The organism is Pseudomonas sp. AO-1, assembly GCF_019775695.1.
GTDB classification, from domain to species: domain Bacteria; phylum Pseudomonadota; class Gammaproteobacteria; order Pseudomonadales; family Pseudomonadaceae; genus Aquipseudomonas; species Aquipseudomonas parakoreensis.
This window is the reverse complement of the sequence record NZ_CP079947.1, coordinates 1504191-1526785: the sequence shown is the minus strand read 5'-3', so window position 1 is coordinate 1526785 and position 22595 is coordinate 1504191. Positions and strand designations below refer to the sequence as shown.

The window sequence follows — 22595 nt, the reverse complement described above, 5'->3', positions numbered from 1 at the left end:
GTCATCACAGCGCAAAAGGCTCTAGCGCAAGCCCCGTTTCCCGGGCTTTGCGCGTGAGCCGCCAGGCTATCGCCGCCGCCATCGGCAGGACCATTCAGCAGGTTGATAGTTGAATTGTGACCGACGGTTCACTTTCGACCTTTGACAGGTTTGTTTCTTGTCTATATTTTTTCGAATCTGAATAATGTAAGAATTATCGTCACCGCAGCACCCAGCAGTAAACCGGGAACAGGATGGGGATCCTGCCCCGGGGAAAATCGCGCCTTGCCCTGACGGCAAACGCGCCAGACAACAACAAAAACCGAGGTTTTCAATGACAACTGCTTTACAGCAACCATCGCTTTCCGGCCAATGCCTGGCCGAGTTTCTGGGGACTGCACTTCTGATCTTTTTCGGCACTGGCTGTGTCGCCGCGCTCAAAGTCGCGGGCGCCAGCTTCGGTCTGTGGGAAATCAGTATCATCTGGGGCGTCGGCGTGAGCATGGCGATCTACCTGACCGCCGGCGTTTCCGGCGCGCACCTGAACCCTGCCGTGAGCATTGCCCTGAGCATTTTCGCCGACTTCGAAAAGCGCAAACTGCCGTTCTATATCCTGTCGCAGATCGCTGGCGCCTTCTGCGGCGCGCTGTTGTTTTACACGCTGTACAGCAACCTGTTCTTCGATTACGAACAAACCCATCATATGGTGCGTGGCACGGCCGCCAGCCTCGAACTGGCCTCGGTGTTCTCGACGTTCCCCAATCCAGTGCTGTCCACCGCCCAGGCGTTCTTGGTCGAGATGATCATCACCGCGATCCTGATGGGCGTGATCATGGCCCTGACCGACGACAACAACGGTCTGCCGAAAGGCCCGATTGCCCCGCTGCTGATCGGTTTGCTGATTGCCGTGATCGGCAGTTCGATGGGCCCGCTGACCGGTTTTGCGATGAACCCGGCACGGGACTTCGGTCCGAAACTGATGACTTTCTTCGCCGGCTGGGGTGAAATTTCCTTCACTGGCGGCCGCGATATTCCGTACTTCCTGATACCGATTTTTGCACCGATTGTCGGTGCCTGCCTCGGCGCCGCCGGGTATCGCGGGCTCATTGCCCGTCACCTGACCGGCGCCACACCTGCTACAAAGGATGCAGAACCGGCCATTGACGGCAAACCAAGAACTTCTTGAAACAGTCGGCGCGGGCTCCTGCCCATTTAGAACCCGCGCCACGGCCCACTCTCCCTTATTTCGTCCAAGGCAATCGACATGACCGACATTCAGAATAAGAACTACATCATTGCCCTCGATCAGGGTACGACCAGCTCCCGCGCGATCATCTTCGACCGCGACGCGAACGTGGTCTGCACCGCCCAGCGCGAATTCGCCCAGCATTACCCGCAAGCCGGTTGGGTCGAGCACGATCCGATGGAAATCTTTGCCACCCAGAGCGCAGTGATGGTCGAAGCGCTGGCCCAGGCCGGTCTGCATCACGATCAGGTCGCCGCCATCGGTATCACCAACCAGCGTGAAACCACTGTGGTCTGGGACAAGACCACCGGTCGTCCGGTGTACAACGCCATCGTCTGGCAGTGCCGCCGCAGCACCGAGATCTGCCAGCAGCTCAAGCGCGATGGCCATGAAGAGTACATCCGCGACAACACCGGTCTGGTCACCGACCCGTACTTCTCCGGCACCAAGCTGAAGTGGATCCTCGACAACGTCGAAGGCAGCCGCGAACGTGCGCGCAACGGCGAACTGCTGTTCGGCACCGTCGACAGCTGGCTGATCTGGAAATTCACCGGCGGCAAGGTGCACGTCACCGACTACACCAACGCCTCGCGCACCATGCTCTTCAACATCCACTCGCTGGAGTGGGACTCGAAGATGCTGGAAATCCTCGACATCCCGCGCGAGATGCTCCCGGAAGTGAAAGCGTCTTCGGAAATCTACGGTCGCACCAAGAGCGGCATCGCCATCGGCGGTATCGCCGGTGATCAGCAAGCGGCACTGTTCGGCCAGATGTGCGTCGAGCCGGGCCAGGCAAAAAACACCTACGGCACTGGCTGCTTCCTGCTGATGAACACCGGCGACAAAGCGGTGAAATCGCAGCACGGCATGCTCACCACCATCGCTTGCGGCCCGCGTGGCGAAGTGGCTTACGCCCTGGAAGGCGCAGTCTTCAACGGTGGCTCGACCGTGCAGTGGCTGCGCGATGAACTGAAGATCGTCAACGACGCTCACGACACCGAATACTTCGCCAACAAAGTGAAGGACAGCAACGGCGTGTACCTGGTACCGGCGTTCACCGGTCTGGGCGCTCCGTACTGGGACCCGTATGCCCGTGGCGCACTGTTCGGCCTGACGCGCGGCGTGCGCGTGGATCACATCATCCGTGCCGCGCTGGAATCGATCGCCTACCAGACCCGCGACGTGCTCGACGCCATGCAACAGGACTCCGGCGAACGCCTCAAGGCCCTGCGCGTGGACGGCGGCGCGGTCGCCAACAACTTCCTCATGCAGTTCCAGGCCGACATCCTCGGCACCCAGGTCGAGCGCCCGCAAATGCGCGAAACCACGGCACTGGGCGCGGCGTATCTGGCCGGTCTGGCGTGCGGTTTCTGGGGCAGCCTGGAAGAACTGCGCGGCAAAGCGGTAATCGAGCGCGAGTTCGAACCGAGCCTGGACGAAGTCGAGAAAGAGAAACTGTACAAAGGCTGGAAAAAAGCCGTCAGCCGCACCCGTGACTGGGCGCGTGAAGACGCTGAATAAGCCAGTCTGTGGACTGACTTAAGCTGTCCAAACAGCGTGAAAGCGTAGCGAGCGAAGGCAAGACAAGGCAAAAACAGGCGAGGACGCGGAGTTTACGGGTTTGTAAATGAGCAGTCCGAGCCTGTTTTTAACGCAGGATTGCCGAGCGCAGTAGCTTTCACGTTGTTTGGAAACTGGTCGGGAGGAGATTCCTGCGTCATCATGGGCAAATTTTGCACGGCAGCCCAAAGGAAGCCCCATGAATCTGCCTCCCCGTCAGCAGCAAATCCTCGAGCTGGTCCGCGAACGCGGCTATGTGAGCATCGAGGAAATGGCCACGCTGTTCGTTGTGACCCCGCAAACCATCCGCCGCGACATCAATCAGCTCGCGGAAGCCAATCTGTTGCGTCGCTACCATGGCGGCGCGGCCTACGATTCCAGCGTCGAAAACACCGCCTATGCGATGCGCGCCGATCAGATGCGCGACGAAAAACAACGCATCGGTGAAGCCATCGCCGCGCAGATCCCCGATCACGCCTCGCTGTTCATCAACATCGGCACCACCACCGAATCGATTGCCCGCGCCCTGCTCAATCACAACCATTTGAAGATCATCACCAACAACCTGCACGTCGCCTCGATGCTCAGTGCCAAGGATGATTTCGATGTGCTGCTGACCGGCGGCAACGTGCGCCGTGACGGCGGCGTGGTGGGTCAGGCGAGTGTGGATTTCATCAATCAGTTCAAGGTCGATTTTGCGCTGGTGGGCATCAGCGGCATCGACGAAGACGGCAGCCTGCTCGACTTCGATTATCAGGAAGTACGCGTGTCGCAGGCGATCATCGCCAACGCGCGACAGGTGATTCTGGCGGCGGACTCGAGCAAATTCGGGCGTAACGCGATGATTCGCCTCGGTCCAATCAGCCTGATCGACTGCCTGGTGACCGATCAGCAACCGGTGCCGGCGCTGGCGCAATTGCTGAGCCAGCACAAGATTCGCCTGGAAGTCGTTTAATCCCGTCGACATTCCCCTGTGGCGAGGGGATTTATCCCCGATGGGCTGCGAAGCAGTCCCAAAACCACCCAATGCGGTGTGCCTGATATCCAACATTGAGGGGCCGCTACGCGGCCCATCGGGGATAAATCCCCTCGCTACAGAGAGCATCCCTGCCTCAATAATGTTCGAATATTTTCCTTTAGCCGCCCTTCGATGAGTTTTTTCAATCGAAGGCGACTGGCTGCGCGCGTCTTTATGGGCTACCATTTTCGCAAATGAACATTTATGTTCGATTTCCAAGACAGAAAATCAAAAGAGCCTGAGGCCAGCCGATGTCCACCTCTACCTTGCGTACGCCCCCGATTGCCGAGATCTATGATGTTGCCGTGATTGGCGGCGGGATCAATGGCGTGGGGATTGCAGCGGATGCCGCCGGTCGCGGTCTTTCGGTGTTCCTTTGCGAAAAGGATGACCTGGCCAGCCACACTTCGTCGGCCAGCAGCAAGCTGATCCACGGTGGCCTGCGCTACCTCGAACATTACGAATTTCGTCTGGTACGTGAAGCGCTGGCCGAGCGCGAAGTGCTGCTGGCCAAGGCGCCGCACATCGTCAAGCCGATGCGATTTGTGCTGCCGCATCGCCCGCACCTGCGTCCGGCGTGGATGATCCGCGCGGGCCTGTTCCTTTATGACAACCTCGGCAAGCGCGAAAAGCTGCCAGGTTCGAAAAGCCTGAAGTTCGGCGCCGACAGCGCACTGAAAAGCGAAATCAAGAAAGGCTTCGAATACTCCGACTGCTGGGTCGATGACGCCCGCCTCGTTGTGTTGAATGCGATGGCTGCCCGTGAACACGGCGCGCACATTCACACCCAGACCCGTTGCGTCAGCGCCCGCCGCGCCAAGGGCCTGTGGTACCTGAACCTGGAACGCGCCGATGGCAGCCTGTTTTCGATCACCGCCAAAGCGCTAGTGAACGCCGCCGGTCCATGGGTCGCCAAGTTCATCCGTGACGACCTGAAGATGGAATCGCCGTACGGCATTCGCCTGATTCAGGGCAGCCACATCATTGTGCCGAAGCTGTACGAAGGCGATCACGCGCATATCCTGCAAAACGAAGATCAGCGCATCGTTTTCACTATTCCGTACCTGAACCACTTCACTCTGATCGGCACCACCGACCGTGAGTACACCGGCGATCCGGCGAAAGTGGCAATCACCGACGGCGAAACCGATTACCTGCTGAAAGTGGTCAACGCCCACTTCAAGAAGCAGATCAGCCGCGACGACATCCAGCACAGCTACTCGGGCGTGCGCCCGCTGTGCAATGACGAATCCGACAATCCGTCGGCCGTAACCCGCGACTACACCCTGGCCCTGTCTGGCGGCGGCGAAGAGGCACCGCTGCTGTCGGTGTTCGGCGGCAAGCTGACCACCTACCGCAAGCTCGCAGAGTCGGCGATGGCCCAGTTGATGCCGTACTTCCCCCAGATGCGCCCGAGCTGGACCGCCACCGCGACCCTGCCCGGCGGCGAAGACATGACCACCCCACAAGCCTTGAGCGCACAGATCCGCGACAAGTTCGACTTCGTCCCGAGCGAAATCGCTCGCCGCTGGGCCACCACCTACGGCAGCCGCACCTGGCGCATGCTCGAAGGCGTGGAAACGCTGGCCGACATGGGCGAACACCTCGGCGGCGGGCTCTATACCCGTGAGGTTGACTACCTGTGCAGCGAAGAATGGGCGACCACGGCGCACGACATTTTGTGGCGTCGCAGCAAACTGGGCCTGTTCACCACCCCGGCCGAGCAGGAGAAACTGGCGGCCTACCTGGGCAAGGTCGAGCAGAACCGCAAGATTGAAGCGGCTTGATTTGAACATCGCTTAAAAGGAAGCCCCTGAATTGAGAAATTCAGGGGCTTTTTGCTGCGTGACTTACTTTGCCTGCCACTAACCCTGTGGCGAGGGGATTTATCCCCGATGGACTGCGAAGCGGTCCTCGCCTTTGCGCTGAAAGAAGGCCGCTTCGCGACCTATCGGGGATAAATCCCCTCGCTACAAGGTTATGCGGGTTCGAGCGATCATCAATACGAGGGCAGCGATTAAAGATCGTTCGGTTTTCCGAACGCGACCTCCCGGTCGATTCGGATAACCGGATCAATTTCAGTCAAAAACATTAACTAAAAACTTTAATTTCCTTATTAATCAATCAGTTGACCCACTACAACTGCTCTGGCACGACTCATGCTCTACACTCTCTCGACGAATGCCTGCCGTGCCAACACTTCAGGACCCGTCAGGCATTCGAAGCACAAAAGGGCCGACGAACTGGCTCCATAAAAAAAACAATTCGAGGAAAATTTGATGCGCATCGTTCCCCCTATCCTGGGCGCAGCCATTGCGGCCGCTCTGATCAGCACACCAGTTTTCGCCGCCGAACTCACCGGCACCCTGAAGAAAATCAACGATTCCGGCACCATCACCCTCGCTCACCGCGACAGCTCCATCCCGTTTTCCTACATCGCGGATGCTTCCGGCAAGCCAGTGGGCTACTCCCACGACATTCAAGTGGCCATCGTTGAAGCCCTGAAAAAAGACCTGAACAAGCCAGACCTGCAGGTCAAGTACAACCTGGTGACCTCGCAAACCCGTATCCCGCTGATCCAGAACGGCACCGCGGATATCGAGTGCGGCTCGACCACCAACAACGCCGAACGCGCCCAACAGGTCGACTTCACCGTCAACATCTTCGAAATCGGCACCCGTCTGCTGGTCAAGAAAGACAAGGATGGCAACCCGTCCTACAAAGACTTCGCCGACCTCAAGGGCAAAAACGTCGTGACCACCGCCGGCACCACGTCCGAGCGCATCATCAAAGCGATGAACGCCGACAAGCAGATGGGCATGAACATCATCTCCGCCAAGGACCACGGCGAATCCTTCAACATGCTGGAAAGCGGCCGCGCCGTTGCCTTCATGATGGACGACGCCTTGCTGGCCGGTGAAGAAGCCAAGGCCAAGAAGCCGACTGACTGGGTCATCACCGGTACGCCACAGTCCTTCGAAGCCTACGCGTGCATGGTGCGTAAAGACGACCCGGCGTTCAAGAAAGCGGTGGATGACGCCATCGTCGGCCTGTACAAGTCCGGCGAGATCAACAAGATCTACAGCAAGTGGTTCGAAAGCCCGATCCCACCGAAAGGCCTGAACCTTAACTTCCCGATGAGCGACAAGGTGAAAGAGCTGATCGCCAATCCGAGCGACAAGCCTGCGCCTGACGTAAAAATCTGATTCCTGACTAACCTGTCGTCTGAGGGAGCAACCTCCCTCAGACGTCTGTTACTACCTGCTGGCTTTACTGTGGAACACTCGACCAGGCGGTTTCCGAGCCGATCGCGTGTGCCCGACGTTCAACGTCGGACGGGAAAGGATCTTCCCCAAGCGGGTGCTTGTACATCGATCGATTTCGAGGGGAGACCCTAATGAATTACAACTGGGACTGGGGCGTGTTCTTCAAGTCCACCGGCGTGGGCAGCGAGACGTATCTCGACTGGTTCATTTCCGGTCTGGGCTGGACCATTGCCATCGCCGTCGTGGCCTGGATCATCGCTTTGCTGCTGGGCTCCATTCTGGGGGTCATGCGCACCGTGCCGAGCCGCCTCGTGTCGGGCATCGCGACGTGCTATGTCGAGCTGTTTCGCAACGTGCCGCTGCTGGTTCAGCTGTTCATCTGGTACTTCCTGGTGCCCGACCTGCTGCCGCAAAACCTGCAGGACTGGTACAAACAGGATCTGAACCCGACCACCTCGGCCTACCTGAGTGTCGTCGTGTGCCTGGGCCTGTTCACCGCCGCCCGGGTCTGCGAGCAAGTGCGCACCGGTATCCAGGCGCTGCCACGCGGCCAGGAATCCGCCGCCCGCGCCATGGGTTTCAAGCTGCCGCAGATCTACTGGAACGTGCTGCTGCCCCAGGCCTACCGCATCATCATTCCGCCGCTGACCTCGGAATTCCTCAACGTCTTCAAGAACTCCTCCGTGGCGTCCCTGATCGGCCTGATGGAACTGCTGGCGCAAACCAAACAGACCGCCGAATTCTCGGCCAACCTGTTTGAAGCGTTCACCCTGGCCACGCTGATCTACTTCACCCTGAACATGAGCCTGATGCTGCTGATGCGCATGGTCGAGAAGAAAGTCGCGGTGCCCGGCCTGATCTCCGTGGGGGGTAAATAATGGACTTCGATTTCAGCGGCATCATCCCCGCGATCCCGGGCCTGTGGAACGGCATGCTCATGACCTTGAAGCTGATGGTCATGGGCGTGGTCGGCGGCATCGTGCTCGGTACGATCCTCGCGCTGATGCGCCTGTCGTCCAGCAAACTGCTGTCCCGCGTGGCCGGCGCCTATGTGAACTATTTCCGCTCGATCCCGCTGCTGCTGGTGATCACCTGGTTCTACCTCGCGGTACCGTTCGTGCTGCGCTGGATCACCGGCGAAGACACCCCGATCGGCGCGTTCACGTCCTGCGTCGTGGCCTTCATGATGTTCGAAGCCGCGTACTTCTGTGAAATCGTCCGTGCCGGCGTGCAGTCGATCCCCAAAGGCCAGATGGCCGCCGCGCAGGCGATGGGCATGACCTATGGCCAGACCATGCGTCTGATCATCCTGCCCCAGGCGTTCCGCAAGATGACCCCGTTGCTGCTGCAACAGTCGATCATCCTGTTCCAGGACACCTCGCTGGTCTATACCGTGGGCCTGGTGGACTTCCTCAACTCCGCCCGCTCCAGCGGCGACATCATCGGTCGTTCCAACGAGTTCCTGATCTTTGCCGGTGTCGTTTACTTCATCATCAGCTTTTCCGCCTCGCTGCTGGTCAAGCGTCTGCAAAAAAGGTTTGCCGTATGATCTCCATCAAGAACATCAACAAGTGGTATGGCGACTTCCAGGTGCTGACTGATTGCAGCACCGAGGTCAAGAAAGGCGAAGTGATCGTGGTCTGCGGCCCGTCGGGCTCGGGCAAGTCGACCCTGATCAAATGCGTCAACGCGCTGGAGCCGTTCCAGAAAGGCGACATCGTCGTCGATGGCACCTCGATTGCCGACCCGAAGACCAACCTGCCGAAACTGCGCTCGCGCGTCGGCATGGTGTTCCAGCATTTCGAGCTGTTCCCGCACCTGACCATTACCGAAAACCTGACCATTGCGCAGATCAAGGTATTGGGCCGCAGCAAGGAAGAAGCGACCAAAAAAGGTCTGCAACTGCTGGAACGCGTTGGCCTGTCGGCGCATGCCCACAAGCACCCGGGGCAACTGTCCGGCGGTCAGCAGCAGCGTGTGGCGATTGCCCGTGCGCTGGCGATGGACCCGATCGTCATGCTGTTCGACGAACCGACCTCGGCGCTCGACCCGGAAATGGTCAACGAAGTGCTCGACGTGATGGTGCAACTGGCCCAGGAAGGCATGACCATGATGTGCGTAACCCACGAAATGGGCTTCGCCCGCAAAGTGGCTGACCGCGTGATTTTCATGGATGCCGGCAAGATCATCGAAGACTGCAAGAAAGAAGAGTTCTTTGGCGACATCAGCCAACGCTCCGAACGCGCGCAGCATTTCCTCGAGAAAATCCTGCAGCACTAAAAGCAACACACTGAACGCTGTGGCGAGGGAGCTTTGTGGCGAGGGGATTTATCCCCGATGGGCCGCGAAGCGACCCCAGCATTTCAAAATCAAACCGCATCTGCCGGTTTGACGACTGCTTTGCAGCCGATCGGGGATAAATCCCCTCGCCACAGGTTCCGCGCTCGAACAAACCAGGATGCTGTTAGCCATGCTGGTTGACCCAAGGCAACTGTGATGAAATGCGACCCCAATCTCTATCGCGCAGCGCCGCCATCACTTGCCGTGAAGCCTCGTCTGATTCGCCATCTGTTTCTGCCGCCGCTGATCATCGTGCTGATGATCGGACTGGGTTACGCCGGTTTCTGGACCAGTGAACATTTCGGCATCCGCAGCCTCAGCGAAAACGGCCAGCGTCAGCTTGAACTGCACGCGCGCACCGTCGAAAGCGAGATCAGCAAATACACCTACCTGCCCAGCCTGCTGGAACTGGAAACCAGCGTCCCGCAATTGCTGGCCGATCCAACCCCGGAACACCGGCAAACGGTCAATGCTTACCTTGAAGGCCTGAACCGGCGCAGCCGCAGTCGGGCCATCTATGTCATGGACACCACCGGCCGCGTGATGGCCACCAGCAACTGGCGCGACGTCGACAGTTACCTCGGCGAAGACCTGTCCTTTCGCGCCTATTTCCAGAACGCCGTGCGCGGCGAGCCCGGACGTTTCTACGGGATCGGCAGCACCAGCGGCGAACCCGGTTATTACCTCGCCCACGGTCTGGAAGAACACGGCAAGATCATCGGCGTCGCCGTGGTCAAAGTGCGTCTCGAAGCCCTGGAAGAGCGCTGGCAACGCGCCCGCCTGGAAGCCTTCGTCAGCGACGAGAACGGCATCATCATTCTTTCCAGCGATCCGGCGCGGCGCCTGAAATCGGTGGTTCCGCTGAGCGATGAAACCAAAGAGAAGCTCGCCCGCAGCCTGCAGTATTACTGGTTTCCGCTCAACGAACTGCAACCACTGGCCCGCGAAACCCTGGCCGAAGGCGTGGAGAAACTGACCTTCCCCGCCAACAGCGAAGTGAGCGCCGATGACGACAGCATCAGCTATCTGGCTCAGACCCGGCCACTGAGCGACACACCGTGGAATTTCACCTTGCTCACGCCGTTGCAGGACCTGCGCCGTGAAGCGATCAACCAAGGCATTCTGGTGGCGGTGGCGTTCGCTCTGGTGGCGTTTTTGCTGATTGCCTGGAACGAGCGGCGCAAGGTCATCGCCACCCGCCTCGCCGCTCGCGAAGCCTTGCAGGAGGCCAACAGTCAACTCGAGCGACGGATCACCGAACGCACCGGCGACCTGCGCGCCAGCAACGAACGCCTCAAGAGCCAGATCCGCGAACGACGGCAGGCCGAAGAAACCCTGCGCCGCGCTCAGGACGAACTGGTGCAGGCCGGCAAACTCGCAGCCATCGGCCAGATGTCGACCAGCATTGCCCACGAATTGAACCAGCCCCTGGCGGCGATGCGCACCCTGTCCGGCAACACCATTCGGTTCCTCGAACGCGGCCAGCTCGACGTCGCCAGCACCAACCTCAAGACCATCAATGACCTGATCGACCGCATGGGCCGGATCACGGCCAGCCTGCGCTCGTTCGCCCGACGCGGGGACGACAAGGGCCAGGCCAGTCTCGGCAAAGCGGTGGACGCCGCGCTGCAGGTGCTGGGTGCCAGGGTCGAGAGCGCGTCACTGCAACTGCATCGGCAATTCATCGACGTGCAAGTGCAGATCGACCAGACCCGCCTCGAACAGATTCTGGTCAACCTGATCGGCAATGCCCTCGACGCCATGCAGGCGCAGCCGCAGCCGGAACTGTGGCTGGAGGGCGAAGAGTTCAACGGCAAATATCGTCTGCGGGTGCGCGACAACGGCCACGGCGTCGATGCCGAGGCGCGCAAGCATCTGTTCGAGCCGTTCTTCACCACCAAACCCGGCGAACAGGGCCTGGGCCTCGGCCTGACCCTCTCCGCCAGCCTCGCTGCCGCCACCGGCGGGCACCTGGGTGTCGAACATCCGGCCAGCGGTGGCACCACCTTCGTCCTCAGTTTACCGTTGGTAAGCCCTACTCCTGCCGAGCCAATATGAACCACGACCTTAGTGTGCTGATCGTCGAAGACGACCCCCATGTGCTGCTCGGCTGCCAGCAGGCACTGACCCTGGAAGACATTCCCTGCATCGGTGTCGGCAGTGCCGAAGAAGCGCTGGAGCAGGTTGGCGACAACTTCGCCGGCATCGTCATCAGCGACATCCGCCTGCCGGGCATCGATGGCCTGGAACTGCTGACCCGCCTCAAGCAACGCGACCGCAGTCTGCCGGTGGTGCTGATCACCGGTCATGGTGACATCTCAATGGCGGTCGGTGCGATGCAGAAAGGCGCCTACGATTTCATGGAGAAACCGTTCTCGCCGGAGCGTCTGGTCGACGTCGCCCGCCGCGCACTGGAGCAACGCAGCCTCGCCCGGGAAGTGTCTTCGCTGCGTCGGCAACTGGCTGAACGCGATTCCCTCGAAGGCCGGATCATCGGTCGCTCGCCAGCCATGCAGAACCTGCGTGAACTGATCGCCAACGTCGCCGACACCTCGGCCAACGTATTGATCGAAGGCGAGACCGGCACCGGTAAGGAACTGGTCGCGCGCTGCCTGCACGATTTCAGCCGCCGCCACACCAAGCAATTCGTCGCGCTGAACTGTGGCGGCCTGCCGGAGAACCTGTTCGAAAGCGAGATTTTCGGCCACGAAGCCAACGCCTTCACCGGTGCCGGCAAACGGCGTATCGGCAAGATCGAACACGCCGACGGCGGCACGCTGTTCCTCGATGAAGTGGAAAGCATGCCGCTGCCGTTGCAGATCAAACTGCTGCGCGTGTTGCAGGAACGCACCCTCGAACGCCTCGGCTCGAACCAGAGCGTGGCGGTGGATTGCCGGGTGATTGCGGCGACCAAATCCGACCTCGACGAAGCGAGCAAGGCCGGCGAGTTTCGCAGCGACCTGTACTACCGCCTCAACGTGGTGACGCTGGAACTGCCGCCGCTGCGCGAGCGCCGCGAGGACATCCTGCAACTGTTCGAACACTTCACCCAGCAGTCGGCGCTGCGTTTCGACCGCGCGTTGCCCGAGCTGGACAACCAGACCCTGTCAAACCTGATGAGCCACGACTGGCCGGGCAACGTGCGCGAACTGCGTAACGTCGCCGAGCGCTTTGCCCTCGGCCTGCCGGCGTTCAAGAAGTCCGGCGCCAGCAGCGGCGGTCAGGGGCTGGCGTTCGCCGAAGCGGTGGAAGCCTTCGAGCGCAATCTGCTCAACGATGCCTTGCAACGCAGCGGCGGCAACCTGACTCAAGCCAGTCTGGAGCTGGGCATGGCCAAGACCACGCTGTTCGACAAAGTGAAAAAGTACGGGTTGAGCCACTGATGGATCTGGTACTCAAAGCGGCACTCGGCGCGGCGGTGGTGCTGATCCTCGCCGCGCTGTCGAAGACCAAAAACTATTACATCGCCGGACTGGTGCCGCTGTTTCCGACCTTCGCCCTGATCGCCCACTACATCGTCGGCAAAGGTCGTTCGATCGACGATCTGAAGGCGACGATTGTGTTCGGCATGTGGTCGATCATTCCGTACTTCATCTATCTGGCGACGCTGTACGTGATGGTTGACCGCATGCGCCTGGAGGCTTCACTGGCCGTGGCGGTGGTCGCGTGGCTGATCGCGGCGACCGTGCTGGTCTCGGTGTGGGTACGCCTGCACAGCTGATCACAGTCCGCGCCCACAAGGGAACCGCATTGCAAACGTAGGAGCGGGCTTGCTCGCGAAGAGGCCCGAGTCAACACCGTCAAAACCTCAGCTAAAGCAGGTTGCCGCTTGCCACCGGCTCGATCTGCGCCCAGTGCGACGTGTCTTCACGATGCGCTTGCAAATACGGCAACACCGCCGCCAGCAACGGCGCCTTGAACGCCTCTTGAAAACGATGGGCCAGCCCCGGAATCAGCTTCAACTGACTGCCACGAATATGCGCCGCCAGATGCACGCCGTGCATCACCGGCAACAGCGGATCGGCCGTGCCGTGCACCACCAGGGTCGGCACCCGCAGTTGATTGAGCAACGTCACCCGGCTCGGCTCGGCGAGGATCGCCATGATCTGGCGCTTCACGCCTTCCGGGTTGAACGCCCGGTCGTAGGCCACCGCCGCCTGATGCAGCAACGCCTGCCGGTCATCCGTGACAGCCGGGCTGCCGAGCGCTGCCAGCAGATCGGCCTGCTGCTCCAGCGCCACTTCGCGATTCGGCGCGCCACGCCGCGCCAGCAGTTGCACCAGCGCCGCACTCGGTGCCGGCAAGCCTTCGGCGCCGGAACTGGTCATGATCAGTGTCAGGCTTTCCACCCGTTGTGGCGCCATCGCCGCCAAGTGCTGGGCGATCATCCCGCCCATGCTGGCACCCAGCACGTGAAACTGCTCGATGTGCAGCGCGTCCATCAACCCCAGCGCGTCATCGGCCATGTCGCTCAGCGAGTACGGTGCCGACACCGGCAATCCGAGCTTGTAACGCAGCACTTCAAAGGTCAGGTTGGCGTCGGCCGGGGCCTGACGCCAGGTCGACAGACCGACATCGCGGTTGTCATAGCGGATCACCCGAAAACCCTGCTGACAGAGCGCAACCACCACCTCGTCCGGCCAGTGAATCAACTGGCCGCCCAAACCCATGACCAGCAACAGCGCCGGATCCGAAGCACGGCCGATGCTCTGGTACGCCAGGCTCACCTGGGCCAGATCGACCCGTTCAGTCGGTACATTGACGTCGCAACGCGAAGCCGCCATCGACGGCAGGCCGAACAACAGCGCGGCCAACAGAAAAAATAAACGCATGAAGAAACACCGAAACGCAGAACCCCAGTAGAGCGCGAGTCTGATGAAGTTTGTTCAAGCGCGCTGCCACAGTTGCGTGACAGTTTGATGAAGTTTGCCGAGCGGTCATTCTCCGACAACGAATCAGGCCGGAACAGTCTGTACATCCTCTGCAACAAAACCACTCCCCCAGCGATAACCATGTACCGCATGGGCTTGTGACAGCGCGCCTCTAATAGGCATGAAAACCGGAATTACCCGGTCTGCATGCCCTCTGGAGCCCTGTCGCATGACCCATTCGCCTCCCCTTGTAACAGCCGACTTCGGCCTTGATCAGCGGCTACAGCCCAACGTCGATCAACATCTGCACCTGTTGGCCACGGCTCGTCTGAACGACTGTCACCAGCAATGGCTGGACCTCATGGCCCGGCATCCCGGGCAACCCGAAAGCGCCTGGTGGGATGCCCGCGCGCCCGGCACTGCGCTGTCACGGCGCGAGCATGCCTTGAGTCTCTATCAACTGCACTTTGAGGCCGCGCTTCAATGGGCGGCTGCCGAAGGCAAGCTCGACACCTCACAACGCCACAGGCTTGAGCAACTTCTCACCCCGTCGAGCCAGGTCGCGGCGGATCTGCGGGTCGCGCAACCGGTACTCAATCGTGTCGATAACAGCCGGGTGCGTCTGTACGGCACGTTGCTGCTTCAGTTGGAGGAAACGCTGCTGCTTTACCTGCCCGCACACCCACAACCGTTGCTCCGCTTCGAAAAACAGGCCGACCTTGAGCGCTGGCTGATGGATCAGCAACCGGAGCGACTGCAAGTCTCCTCGCTGGACTTCATCGAATTCGGTAGTGATCCGCTCAAGCGCGGCGTTGAACCGCTGCTGTCGAGTTCGCCCGTCACTGGCGACAACGGGATCGCACTCGACAAGTTTTTCCCGATCACGCCCGCTCTGCCGCAAAGTGCCGGGCCAAGCGTCGATGAGGTCGCGCCCTTCGGTTTGCTGATGGCCGACATTCCCCTGGATCTGCGCCGGCAGACGCTGGCGCTTGAACAGCGTGCGCTTGACCGCTTGTTTGGCGACGCCGAGCCGAACAGTCCGCAACGTCAACAACTGGCACAACGACTCGTCGCCTTGCGCGAGGCTCAGCAGGCCAGCCATGACGCGGCATCGGCCCTGCTCGACAGCCACACTCCGCTGACCCTGCTCGAATTACGCCGCCGCTCAAACGAGCATTACCAGGCCTTGCTGCAGGCGCGTATCGCAGGGCTGCGCGCGGAGGTCGAACTGCAACGGACGCTGGAGCAACTGTCCGTCGCGGAACATCGGCGAGTCATCGCAATGCTGGACGCACCGGGACACCACCTGCCGCCAACGGACGGGGTCATCGCCCGCATATCGTTGGCTACGGCAGACGACAACATCAGCGCCGTCGAGGAGCTGCCAGGTGTACTGATCATCGCCCCTCTTGCAGCGCTGGCCCCCGGTTCCACCGACAGCCTGCTGCTTTACTGGCCCGGCGAGTTTGGCGGCCTGCAACGTTTTGCTTCGCGTGCGGCACTGGAGCAGAACGTGTTCAAACGCTCGCCCCAGGACGGCGGGCTGACCCTGCACCTGACACCACTGACCGATGACCCGCTCGCCTGGTCACTCGATCAGCAGCTCTATCAATGCGAACAACAGGCCGCACAGATCCTACGCGACAACCCGCTGCCCGGCCGTGCCGGCGAGCGCCAGGCCGAGATGGAAAAGTTGCGCGAACAACACTTGCCACGCCTGACCGTGCCGATCGCGCAGGCCCGCGAACGGGCATTTGCCGAACGTCAGGCGCAAGACCGCAGCGCCGCGCTGGCCGGCAGCCTGCCCGAGTGGTTCGACAACCTCGACGCGGCGCACCGGAACACGCTCAAAGCGCTGATCAGCCACTACCTCGGCGCCATGCATCGCGCCCATGCGCTGCTCGAACGGGAGCTGCCGTCGCGTCAGGCCTTCGCCGAAAAACGCATCGACGCCCGCTTGCGCGCGGACTTCGCGCTCAAACAAAGCGTGAGCGTGAGCCTCGATCTGCCCGATTCGACGGTCTGGCAAAAAACCGTGATGGAAGGGGCTGCGCCTGGCACGCCGCAACGCAATGTCCTGACCGCGAGCGACAAGCGCAGCGATCTCGCCCTCGAACAACTGGCACAGCACAACATCGATCAAGCCATGTGGTGGCGACTGTCGTTCATGCAGGCCAGGATCCGTGCCGAGGACGAAACCGATCGGCAGCGCGTCGAAGCCGGACTCAACCTGGTCTACTTGCGCAAACTGGTGACCGAGCTCGATCTGCCCGGACGTTACGAAGAACAGATTCGCCAAGTGTTTTTCGGCGCGCCGGCAGAACCTGCGTTTCAGCAGGCCTGGCGCCGCGAATGCCTGAGCGAACCATGGCGGCTGATGCTCAGGTTGCAAGGTGAATTCGCCCTGCTGCAACGGCACATCGACAGTGCCGGCCATGCCGTACTGAAGGTCGCCATCGATGCGACTTCACCCCAGGCGTATGCCGTTGATGGGAAGCGCATCGCGCTGCTGCCGGTGCACCTGACGGTTGGTGGAGAGGACACCGCGCATGAGGGACCGAGCACGCTCGCCGGGCTGACGTTCATTGTCGAACAGAACAGTGGCCTGACCCTGCTCTACCTGCCCGACAGCACCGACGCCCTCTTCCTGCGGCAGTACACGACGCTGGAACAGGCGCGAATGGATCTGTTCAGGCGTTGTATGGACAGCAAAATGGTCAATTACCTGGCCGGACGCGCCGTGAGCGGCGATTTTGCCAGCCATGTCAGCCGTATCAATCAGGCGCAATTGCGCAATTTCGATGCCCTGATCGGCGTCGGAATGGCTTGGCCGGCGACCACATCGCTGGCCATTCATCTATTGAACGTGCACATGGGTCGGTTGCTGGAAGCCCATCACAGCAGTTCGCGTTCCAACGATGCGCTGTATCTGGAACGCTGTGCACTGAAATCCGGGGCATTGTTCAACTATCTGAAAATGGCCATCGGCATGGTGCCGTTCGTGGGGGCGGCAGTGGCCCTGTATGACGCCTGGAACAGCGCCAATCTGGCCGTCGCGGCGTTCTTGCGCGGCGAGCTCGGGCATGGTCTGGCGGAGGTGGAAGCGGTGCTGCTGTCACTGATCGACGCGGCAATGGATGTGCTGCCCGGAACCGTCTCGGCCCCCGCAGCAGCACGTCTGGCCACACGTCAGCGGCAAGGCGCGGCCCTGGGCGGATTCGCCACCATGTCGGCGTCCTGGCAACGGGCCCGGCAGTCGCTCGACCGCTTCAAGGGTTACGAGTACGAATTCGACATTTCCCTGGCCGGCCTGCACCCGGCCACCCACGGTGTCTATCGCAACGTCTACCGTCACGCCGATGGCGATTTCATCGTTCGTCAGGGCCGCATTTATCGGGTTCAGCTAAGCGATGCACCGCGTGGCTGGAGGCTTTACGGCACATGGATGCGCGGCTACAAACAACCGATCGCCCTCGACGACAGCGGTCAGTGGAACACCCACTATGCGGTGCACGGCACGGTAATGGACGGTGGCGGTCCTGGCGGCGGCGCAGTGCTCGGACATCTGGTCGACGGCCTGGATCCGCTTTGGCCTGCGCCGATCCGCCAGTGGCTACCGCGCTGGTGGACCGATCGGCAACTGCGCCGGCAAATGACCCTGACCAACACCGCCGACAACTACACCCGGCGCCTCGATGCTCAGACCCGCGCCACCAACCAGTTGCTGGAGAACTATCAGAACCTCGATATTGCCCAGCGCAAGCCCCTGCAGACAGCCGTTGACACAGCCTGCCTGAATGACATCGACGTCGCGATCGCCCAATACGACAACCTTGTCGAATTAATACCTTTGAGCCACGGCCGCAAACGTCTGCAGATTGAAGCCATCCAGAGCCGCTGCGCCTGGATCGTGGTCGACCGCGCCGTGCAGCGCGTCACCGTCGCCCGCGACCGCTTGCTGGAACACCTGAACCGGATCGACGCACTGGTCGCCGAGTCCGATGCCGTGCCCTTCGACCACACCAGCGTCCATATCACACTCATGGCCCGGCGCAAGCAGGCGCGCGAGGATTTCCTCAAGGAGTTCGATCAACTGCATGCGATCACCGAGCAGGCCAGACTGTGGAACAACCGCATCAGCAACCGCGCGCAGAAAGCCCGGATGGCGAAAGACATGGCCGCTATCAACCGCAATCTGGGAGACAACACGCATCACTACCTGAGAACTGCGCATCTGCTGGAAATCATTGCCCGCTACGATGCGGTCACTGACCTGTCCTGGGCGTATTTCCATACCCAGCTCAAAGACGCCCGGACCAAGGTCGGGCGCGCATTGCTGACCCAGCATCACCTGCCAGAGGTCAGCGCCAGCCTGGTTCAGCGCAATCGGATCCTTGAGGACTGCCTGCAGATCTATGCCGATTTCCGTCGTCAATTGAACGCCTGGACACTGGGTTATGCACAGCATCTGGATCTGGAACAGGTCGGGCTGTTCCTCGAGGGGCTGACTCAGGTCGAAGCGCAGGCGCGGCATGCGATCAGGCAACGTGCGCCAATCAAGCCGAAAGAGCCTGGCGGCAAGCAACTGTTCGAGACCGAGGACAACCAGTTGCTGATCGGCACGGAAAGCATCGACGCCGGCACCCGGGAAAAACGCATCACCATCGAAGGCATCGACGGATTCCGCGAAACCTGGCTGCCGCGCTCCAGTGGCAAATACCATCTGCAAGTGCGCACCGCCCCGACGGCAGCAACGTTGCCAACTGACGTTCAGCCACTGCTGGTCGAAGCGCGCAAACGTCTGGCAGCGGTTCCGGCTTACAGCAACAAGGTGCAGGGCTATGCCCGCCAGGACATGCTGCCGGTGGATCTGGAACACATGTTCAGCAGCGAAGCGACCGAACTGAGCACCCGTGCCCAGGCCATCGAGCGACTGTCGCCGACCGAACCGGTGGTGCTGCAACTGCACGACAAGGCCCGCGAACTGCGCCGTACCGGTCGTACGCTGCGCATTGATCAGTCACTGCGCAGCAAGACGCCCACTGAAGGCTATCTGGATTATCTGCTGCAACAGCAAGTGGTGGATATCCGCCGCGAAGGTCCGCTGCGGGCACTGGGCAAAAGGGCTGATGGACGCAAGGATTTCCTTCAGGAATACGCCGTGCGCGACCTCACCTCCACGCCGCCGCGCACGCTGTGGTACGCGCATTTTCACTACACCTCGGACAAGGTGCCCTTTGCTGACTTCGTCAAGGCGCACCTGAAATTGCCGGAGCAACGCAACCTCGGCCTGCAATGGCAGCAGGTTCAGGCCGCCAGCGGGGCACAGGTCGAGGCGATCTGGCGCGGCGATATCGGTAAACCGCTGGGTATCCGGCATTTCGCAGACCTCTAGGGCGAAAAGCAGCGGGGCATGGCGATGCCCCGCTTCTGCTCGAGTGGTCGACAGCACTGTCAACATGAGACAAACTCACCGCCTTCGAATTTGTCACAAGTTTTCCTCATGGGGCCAGCCGTGCTTGAAATCCGTCATTTGAAAACCCTGCATGCCCTGCGCGAGGCCGACAGTCTGGTCGATGCCGCCGACCGTCTGCACCTGACCCAATCGGCGCTGTCGCACCAGTTCAAGGAACTGGAGGAGCGCATGGGCATGCCGTTGTTCGTGCGCAAGACCAAACCGGTGCGCTTCACCAGCGCCGGCCTGCGCCTGTTGCAACTGGCCGACGCGACCCTGCCGCTGTTGCGCGCCGCCGAGCGCGACATCAGTCGTCTGGCCGGCGGTACCGCTGGACGCCTGCACATGGCGATCGAATGTCACAGCTGTTTCCAGTGGCTGATGCCGACCATCGACCAGTTCCGTGACGCCTGGCCGGAAGTCGAACTCGACCTCGCCTCGGGTTTCGCCTTTGCCCCGCTGCCGGCGCTGGCCCGCGGTGACCTGGATCTGGTGGTGACTTCCGATCCGCTGGACATCGCCGGCATCACCTACGTGCCGCTGTTCACTTACGAAGCGATGCTCGCAGTGGCGAACCAGCATCCACTGGCGAACAAACCGTACATCGTCCCCGAGGACCTGCTGACTGAAACGCTGATCACCTACCCGGTGGAGCGCGACCGGCTGGACATCTTCACCCGCTTCCTCGAACCGGCCGACATCGAACCGGCGCAGGTTCGCACCTCTGAGCTGTCGGTGATGATGATGCAACTGGTCGCCAGCGGCCGTGGCGTGTGCGGCATGCCGCACTGGGCACTGCACGAATACAGCTCGCGCGGCTATGTAAAAGCCAAGCGCCTGGGCGAAAAAGGTCTGTTTGCCACGCTGTACGCGGCGATCCGCGCCGACATGCTCGATGCGCCGTACATGCGCGATTTCCTGCTGACCGCCAAGGACACCTCGTTCTCGACACTGGATGGGGTTAGCGCGGTTCGCTGACACCAAGGTGCCTCATGACTGACGGTAAACCGAGAGCATTTGCGAGACAAAAAGATTCATTGTGGTGAGGGGATTTATCCCCGATGGGCTGCGCAGCAGCCCTGAGACCTGTGCACTCGGTGTTTCAGATAGCCCGCGTTTGTAGGATTTGGGGCTGCTTCGCCGCCCATCGGGGATAAATCCCCTCGCCACAAAAACCTCTCATTTAGGGGGACGATCAGAGTTGTCGCCACATGTGAATCTTGTCGAAGTAGTCTTCACCCACCCGCACCGCCAATGGCTCAAGGCCGAACTGGATGAAGCCGCAACGCTGGTACAGGTTGAACGCGGCGTCGTTGCCGGCGGTGACGGTGAGCTGGATGACTTTCAGTTCGGGGTGGGTTTGGGCTTCAGCGATGGCAGCCTCGACCAACTGATGGCCCAGGCCGTGCTGGCGAAAATCGGCTGAGACGTACAGGCCGAACAAGGTCGACTTGTGGCGGGCCTTCTCTCGCGGTTCGAACGCCAGGCCGACGATGCCGGCCAGTGTGCCTGCCTCGAACGCACCGAGCACCACATCCAGCTTGCTGGTCAGCCGCGCTTCCCACCAGCTCAGCGGCATCACCGCGCGCTCGCGCACGCTGGAGGTGAACGCCTGCGGATGGCGGTCGTAGGCTTCGAGCATCAGCTCGCGGTAAGCCAGCGCATGGCTGGCGTCGAGGCGTTCGATCCACATGCTCAGGCGGTCCTGCGTTGTTCAAGCATCAGGCGCACCGCCAGACCAGCGAGTACAAACCCCATGAAGTAACGCTGCAGCGCCAGCCATGTCGGGTTGCGCACGAACCAGGAAGCAATGCCTGCCGCGAACAGCGCGATCAGCAGATTGACGCTGAAACTGACGCTGATCTGAGTCAGGCCGAGGAGGATGCTCTGGGTGAATACCGAGCCGTGTTCGGGGCTGATGAATTGTGGAAACACCGAGAGGTAGAACACCGCAATCTTCGGGTTCAACGCACTGGTGAGAAAGCCCATGGTGATCAATTTGCGCGACGAGTCCGGGGGCAATTGCTGTGCCTCGAACGGTGAACGCGCACCGGGTTTGAGCGCTTGCCAGGCCAGCCACAGCAAATACAGCGCACCGGCCCACTTCAGTACCTCGTAGGCCATCGGCACCGCCAGAAACACCGCGCTCAAACCGGCAGCCGCAGCAAACATGTGCACGAAGAAACCACCCACCACACCGAGCAACGACGTAACCCCGGCCTTGCGTCCCTGACAGATCGAACGCGAGATCAGGTAAATCATGTTCGGCCCCGGCGTCAGTACCATCAACAACGCGGCGGCGGCGAAGATCAACAGGTCTTGAAGCGGGATCATGGTGGACATCCTGTGCGTGGGGGATCAGGCGATCGCGGTCAGCGAGTGGCGATAAAACGGCAGGATCAGGTCGCGTGTCAATGGCGCCAGAACGACAGCAGGATCACTGACCGGATCGATCCAGATTACTTCCTCGATTTCGGCAGCGGGCGTCACATCGGCATCGATGGTCAGTTGAAAAATCTCCGCCTGCACCACAAACCCCGGCTCGTTGGCGGCGGGCGCCGAGAACTGGCCGAGAAAAGACGCCTGCGCCGGATCGATCGTCAGCCCCAGCTCTTCTTCCAGCTCGCGGGCCAGCGCGTGCACTGGCAACTCATGCGCCTCGATCTTGCCGCCCGGTTGCATGAACGCCGTGGTGCCACGCTTGCGCACCAGCAGGGTCTGGCCTTGAGGGTTGAGCAACAGCGCAGCGGCAATACGAATGAGGTTTGGAGCGACAACGGATGCAGAGGTCATGGGTCAGCCACCGGCCTGGAAAAAGCGCAAGGATCCCATGCCCGGGCTGATCACGTCACCTCACAGG

17 protein-coding genes are annotated in these 22595 nt (G+C 60.9%); 13 read left to right on the top strand and 4 right to left on the bottom strand.

The window, feature by feature from the left end:
- Positions 1–313 precede the first annotated feature (313 nt).
- The 11 genes from KVQ82_RS07065 to KVQ82_RS07015 all read left to right on the top strand — a co-directional run bounded on the left by KVQ82_RS07065 (position 314) and on the right by KVQ82_RS07015 (position 13130).
- On the top strand, positions 314–1165 hold the full coding sequence (locus KVQ82_RS07065) for an MIP/aquaporin family protein (protein WP_222018503.1): 852 nt from the start codon (positions 314–316) through the stop codon (positions 1163–1165).
- Positions 1166–1243: 78 nt separating this feature from the next.
- The gene (gene glpK, locus KVQ82_RS07060) at positions 1244–2746 is read left to right on the top strand and encodes a glycerol kinase GlpK (RefSeq protein WP_041068348.1); all 1503 of its coding nucleotides are present in this window, start codon (positions 1244–1246) and stop codon (positions 2744–2746) included.
- A 238-nt stretch (positions 2747–2984) separates the two neighbouring features.
- Positions 2985–3740, top strand: a complete 756-nt coding sequence (locus tag KVQ82_RS07055; RefSeq protein ID WP_007916700.1) for a DeoR/GlpR family transcriptional regulator — start codon at positions 2985–2987, stop codon at positions 3738–3740.
- Between the two features lie 314 nt (positions 3741–4054).
- Positions 4055–5590 carry a glycerol-3-phosphate dehydrogenase gene (gene glpD, locus KVQ82_RS07050; protein WP_222018502.1) on the top strand — a complete coding sequence of 512 codons (1536 nt, stop codon included), beginning with the start codon at positions 4055–4057 and terminating at the stop codon, positions 5588–5590.
- Positions 5591–6082: 492 nt separating this feature from the next.
- Positions 6083–7009 (top strand): glutamate/aspartate ABC transporter substrate-binding protein, encoded by a 927-nt coding sequence (locus KVQ82_RS07045; RefSeq protein ID WP_222018501.1) that lies wholly within the window; start codon positions 6083–6085, stop codon positions 7007–7009.
- A 191-nt stretch (positions 7010–7200) separates the two neighbouring features.
- Positions 7201–7947, top strand: coding sequence for an amino acid ABC transporter permease (locus KVQ82_RS07040; protein WP_041068336.1), 747 nt, complete (start codon positions 7201–7203; stop codon positions 7945–7947).
- Positions 7947–8618: an amino acid ABC transporter permease gene (locus tag KVQ82_RS07035; protein WP_041068335.1), complete on the top strand. Its 672-nt coding sequence runs from the start codon at positions 7947–7949 to the stop codon at positions 8616–8618. The genes KVQ82_RS07040 and KVQ82_RS07035 overlap by 1 nt, the downstream gene beginning before the upstream one ends.
- A complete protein-coding gene (locus tag KVQ82_RS07030; protein ID WP_041068333.1) occupies positions 8615–9349 on the top strand; it encodes an amino acid ABC transporter ATP-binding protein in 735 nt (244 codons plus the stop codon). Before KVQ82_RS07035 ends, KVQ82_RS07030 begins: the two co-directional genes overlap by 4 nt.
- Before the next feature lie 216 nt (positions 9350–9565).
- A complete protein-coding gene (locus KVQ82_RS07025; RefSeq protein WP_222018500.1) occupies positions 9566–11467 on the top strand; it encodes a sensor histidine kinase in 1902 nt (633 codons plus the stop codon).
- Between the two features lie 44 nt (positions 11468–11511).
- Positions 11512–12792 carry a sigma-54 dependent transcriptional regulator gene (locus tag KVQ82_RS07020; protein WP_232966756.1) on the top strand — a complete coding sequence of 427 codons (1281 nt, stop codon included), beginning with the start codon at positions 11512–11514 and terminating at the stop codon, positions 12790–12792.
- On the top strand, positions 12792–13130 hold the full coding sequence (locus KVQ82_RS07015; RefSeq protein WP_222018499.1) for a GlpM family protein: 339 nt from the start codon (positions 12792–12794) through the stop codon (positions 13128–13130). Before KVQ82_RS07020 ends, KVQ82_RS07015 begins: the two co-directional genes overlap by 1 nt.
- Positions 13131–13221: 91 nt before the next feature.
- On the opposite strand, the gene KVQ82_RS07010 is transcribed toward KVQ82_RS07015, so the two are convergent.
- Positions 13222–14241 (bottom strand): alpha/beta fold hydrolase, encoded by a 1020-nt coding sequence (locus tag KVQ82_RS07010; protein ID WP_222018498.1) that lies wholly within the window; start codon positions 14239–14241, stop codon positions 13222–13224.
- Positions 14242–14509: 268 nt separating this feature from the next.
- Between KVQ82_RS07010 and KVQ82_RS07005 the strand changes: the two genes are divergently transcribed.
- The gene (locus tag KVQ82_RS07005) at positions 14510–19675 is read left to right on the top strand and encodes a DUF6543 domain-containing protein (RefSeq protein WP_222018497.1); all 5166 of its coding nucleotides are present in this window, start codon (positions 14510–14512) and stop codon (positions 19673–19675) included.
- 120 nt (positions 19676–19795) lie between these two features.
- On the top strand, positions 19796–20713 hold the full coding sequence (gene metR, locus KVQ82_RS07000) for a transcriptional regulator MetR (RefSeq protein ID WP_222018496.1): 918 nt from the start codon (positions 19796–19798) through the stop codon (positions 20711–20713).
- Between the two features lie 217 nt (positions 20714–20930).
- On the opposite strand, the gene KVQ82_RS06995 is transcribed toward metR, so the two are convergent.
- The 3 genes from KVQ82_RS06995 to KVQ82_RS06985 are packed head-to-tail and all read right to left on the bottom strand — an operon-like array spanning position 20931 to position 22528.
- Complete coding sequence (locus KVQ82_RS06995; protein ID WP_222018495.1) at positions 20931–21428, bottom strand: GNAT family N-acetyltransferase; 498 nt, start codon at positions 21426–21428, stop codon at positions 20931–20933.
- A 2-nt stretch (positions 21429–21430) separates the two neighbouring features.
- Positions 21431–22069, bottom strand: a complete 639-nt coding sequence (locus KVQ82_RS06990) for a LysE family translocator (protein WP_041068320.1) — start codon at positions 22067–22069, stop codon at positions 21431–21433.
- A gap of 24 nt (positions 22070–22093) precedes the next feature.
- Complete coding sequence (locus tag KVQ82_RS06985; protein ID WP_041068318.1) at positions 22094–22528, bottom strand: NUDIX domain-containing protein; 435 nt, start codon at positions 22526–22528, stop codon at positions 22094–22096.
- Positions 22529–22595 lie beyond the last annotated feature (67 nt).

Excerpts from the sequence above, each read along its gene's own strand:
- KVQ82_RS07040 (WP_041068336.1), top strand. The coding sequence starts at position 7,201 with ATGAATTACAACTGGGACTGGGGCGTGTTCTTCAAGTCCACCGGCGTG.
- KVQ82_RS07065 (WP_222018503.1), top strand. The coding sequence starts at position 314 with ATGACAACTGCTTTACAGCAACCATCGCTTTCCGGCCAATGCCTGGCC.
- glpK (WP_041068348.1), top strand. The coding sequence starts at position 1,244 with ATGACCGACATTCAGAATAAGAACTACATCATTGCCCTCGATCAGGGT.
- KVQ82_RS07045 (WP_222018501.1), top strand. The coding sequence starts at position 6,083 with ATGCGCATCGTTCCCCCTATCCTGGGCGCAGCCATTGCGGCCGCTCTG.
- KVQ82_RS07015 (WP_222018499.1), top strand. The coding sequence starts at position 12,792 with ATGGATCTGGTACTCAAAGCGGCACTCGGCGCGGCGGTGGTGCTGATC.
- KVQ82_RS07035 (WP_041068335.1), top strand. The coding sequence starts at position 7,947 with ATGGACTTCGATTTCAGCGGCATCATCCCCGCGATCCCGGGCCTGTGG.
- KVQ82_RS06995 (WP_222018495.1), bottom strand. The coding sequence starts at position 21,428 with ATGTGGATCGAACGCCTCGACGCCAGCCATGCGCTGGCTTACCGCGAG.
- KVQ82_RS07005 (WP_222018497.1), top strand. The coding sequence starts at position 14,510 with ATGACCCATTCGCCTCCCCTTGTAACAGCCGACTTCGGCCTTGATCAG.
- KVQ82_RS07055 (WP_007916700.1), top strand. The coding sequence starts at position 2,985 with ATGAATCTGCCTCCCCGTCAGCAGCAAATCCTCGAGCTGGTCCGCGAA.
- KVQ82_RS06985 (WP_041068318.1), bottom strand. The coding sequence starts at position 22,528 with ATGACCTCTGCATCCGTTGTCGCTCCAAACCTCATTCGTATTGCCGCT.
- KVQ82_RS07025 (WP_222018500.1), top strand. The coding sequence starts at position 9,566 with ATGAAATGCGACCCCAATCTCTATCGCGCAGCGCCGCCATCACTTGCC.
- KVQ82_RS07010 (WP_222018498.1), bottom strand. The coding sequence starts at position 14,241 with ATGCGTTTATTTTTTCTGTTGGCCGCGCTGTTGTTCGGCCTGCCGTCG.
- KVQ82_RS07030 (WP_041068333.1), top strand. The coding sequence starts at position 8,615 with ATGATCTCCATCAAGAACATCAACAAGTGGTATGGCGACTTCCAGGTG.
- KVQ82_RS06990 (WP_041068320.1), bottom strand. The coding sequence starts at position 22,069 with ATGATCCCGCTTCAAGACCTGTTGATCTTCGCCGCCGCCGCGTTGTTG.
- glpD (WP_222018502.1), top strand. The coding sequence starts at position 4,055 with ATGTCCACCTCTACCTTGCGTACGCCCCCGATTGCCGAGATCTATGAT.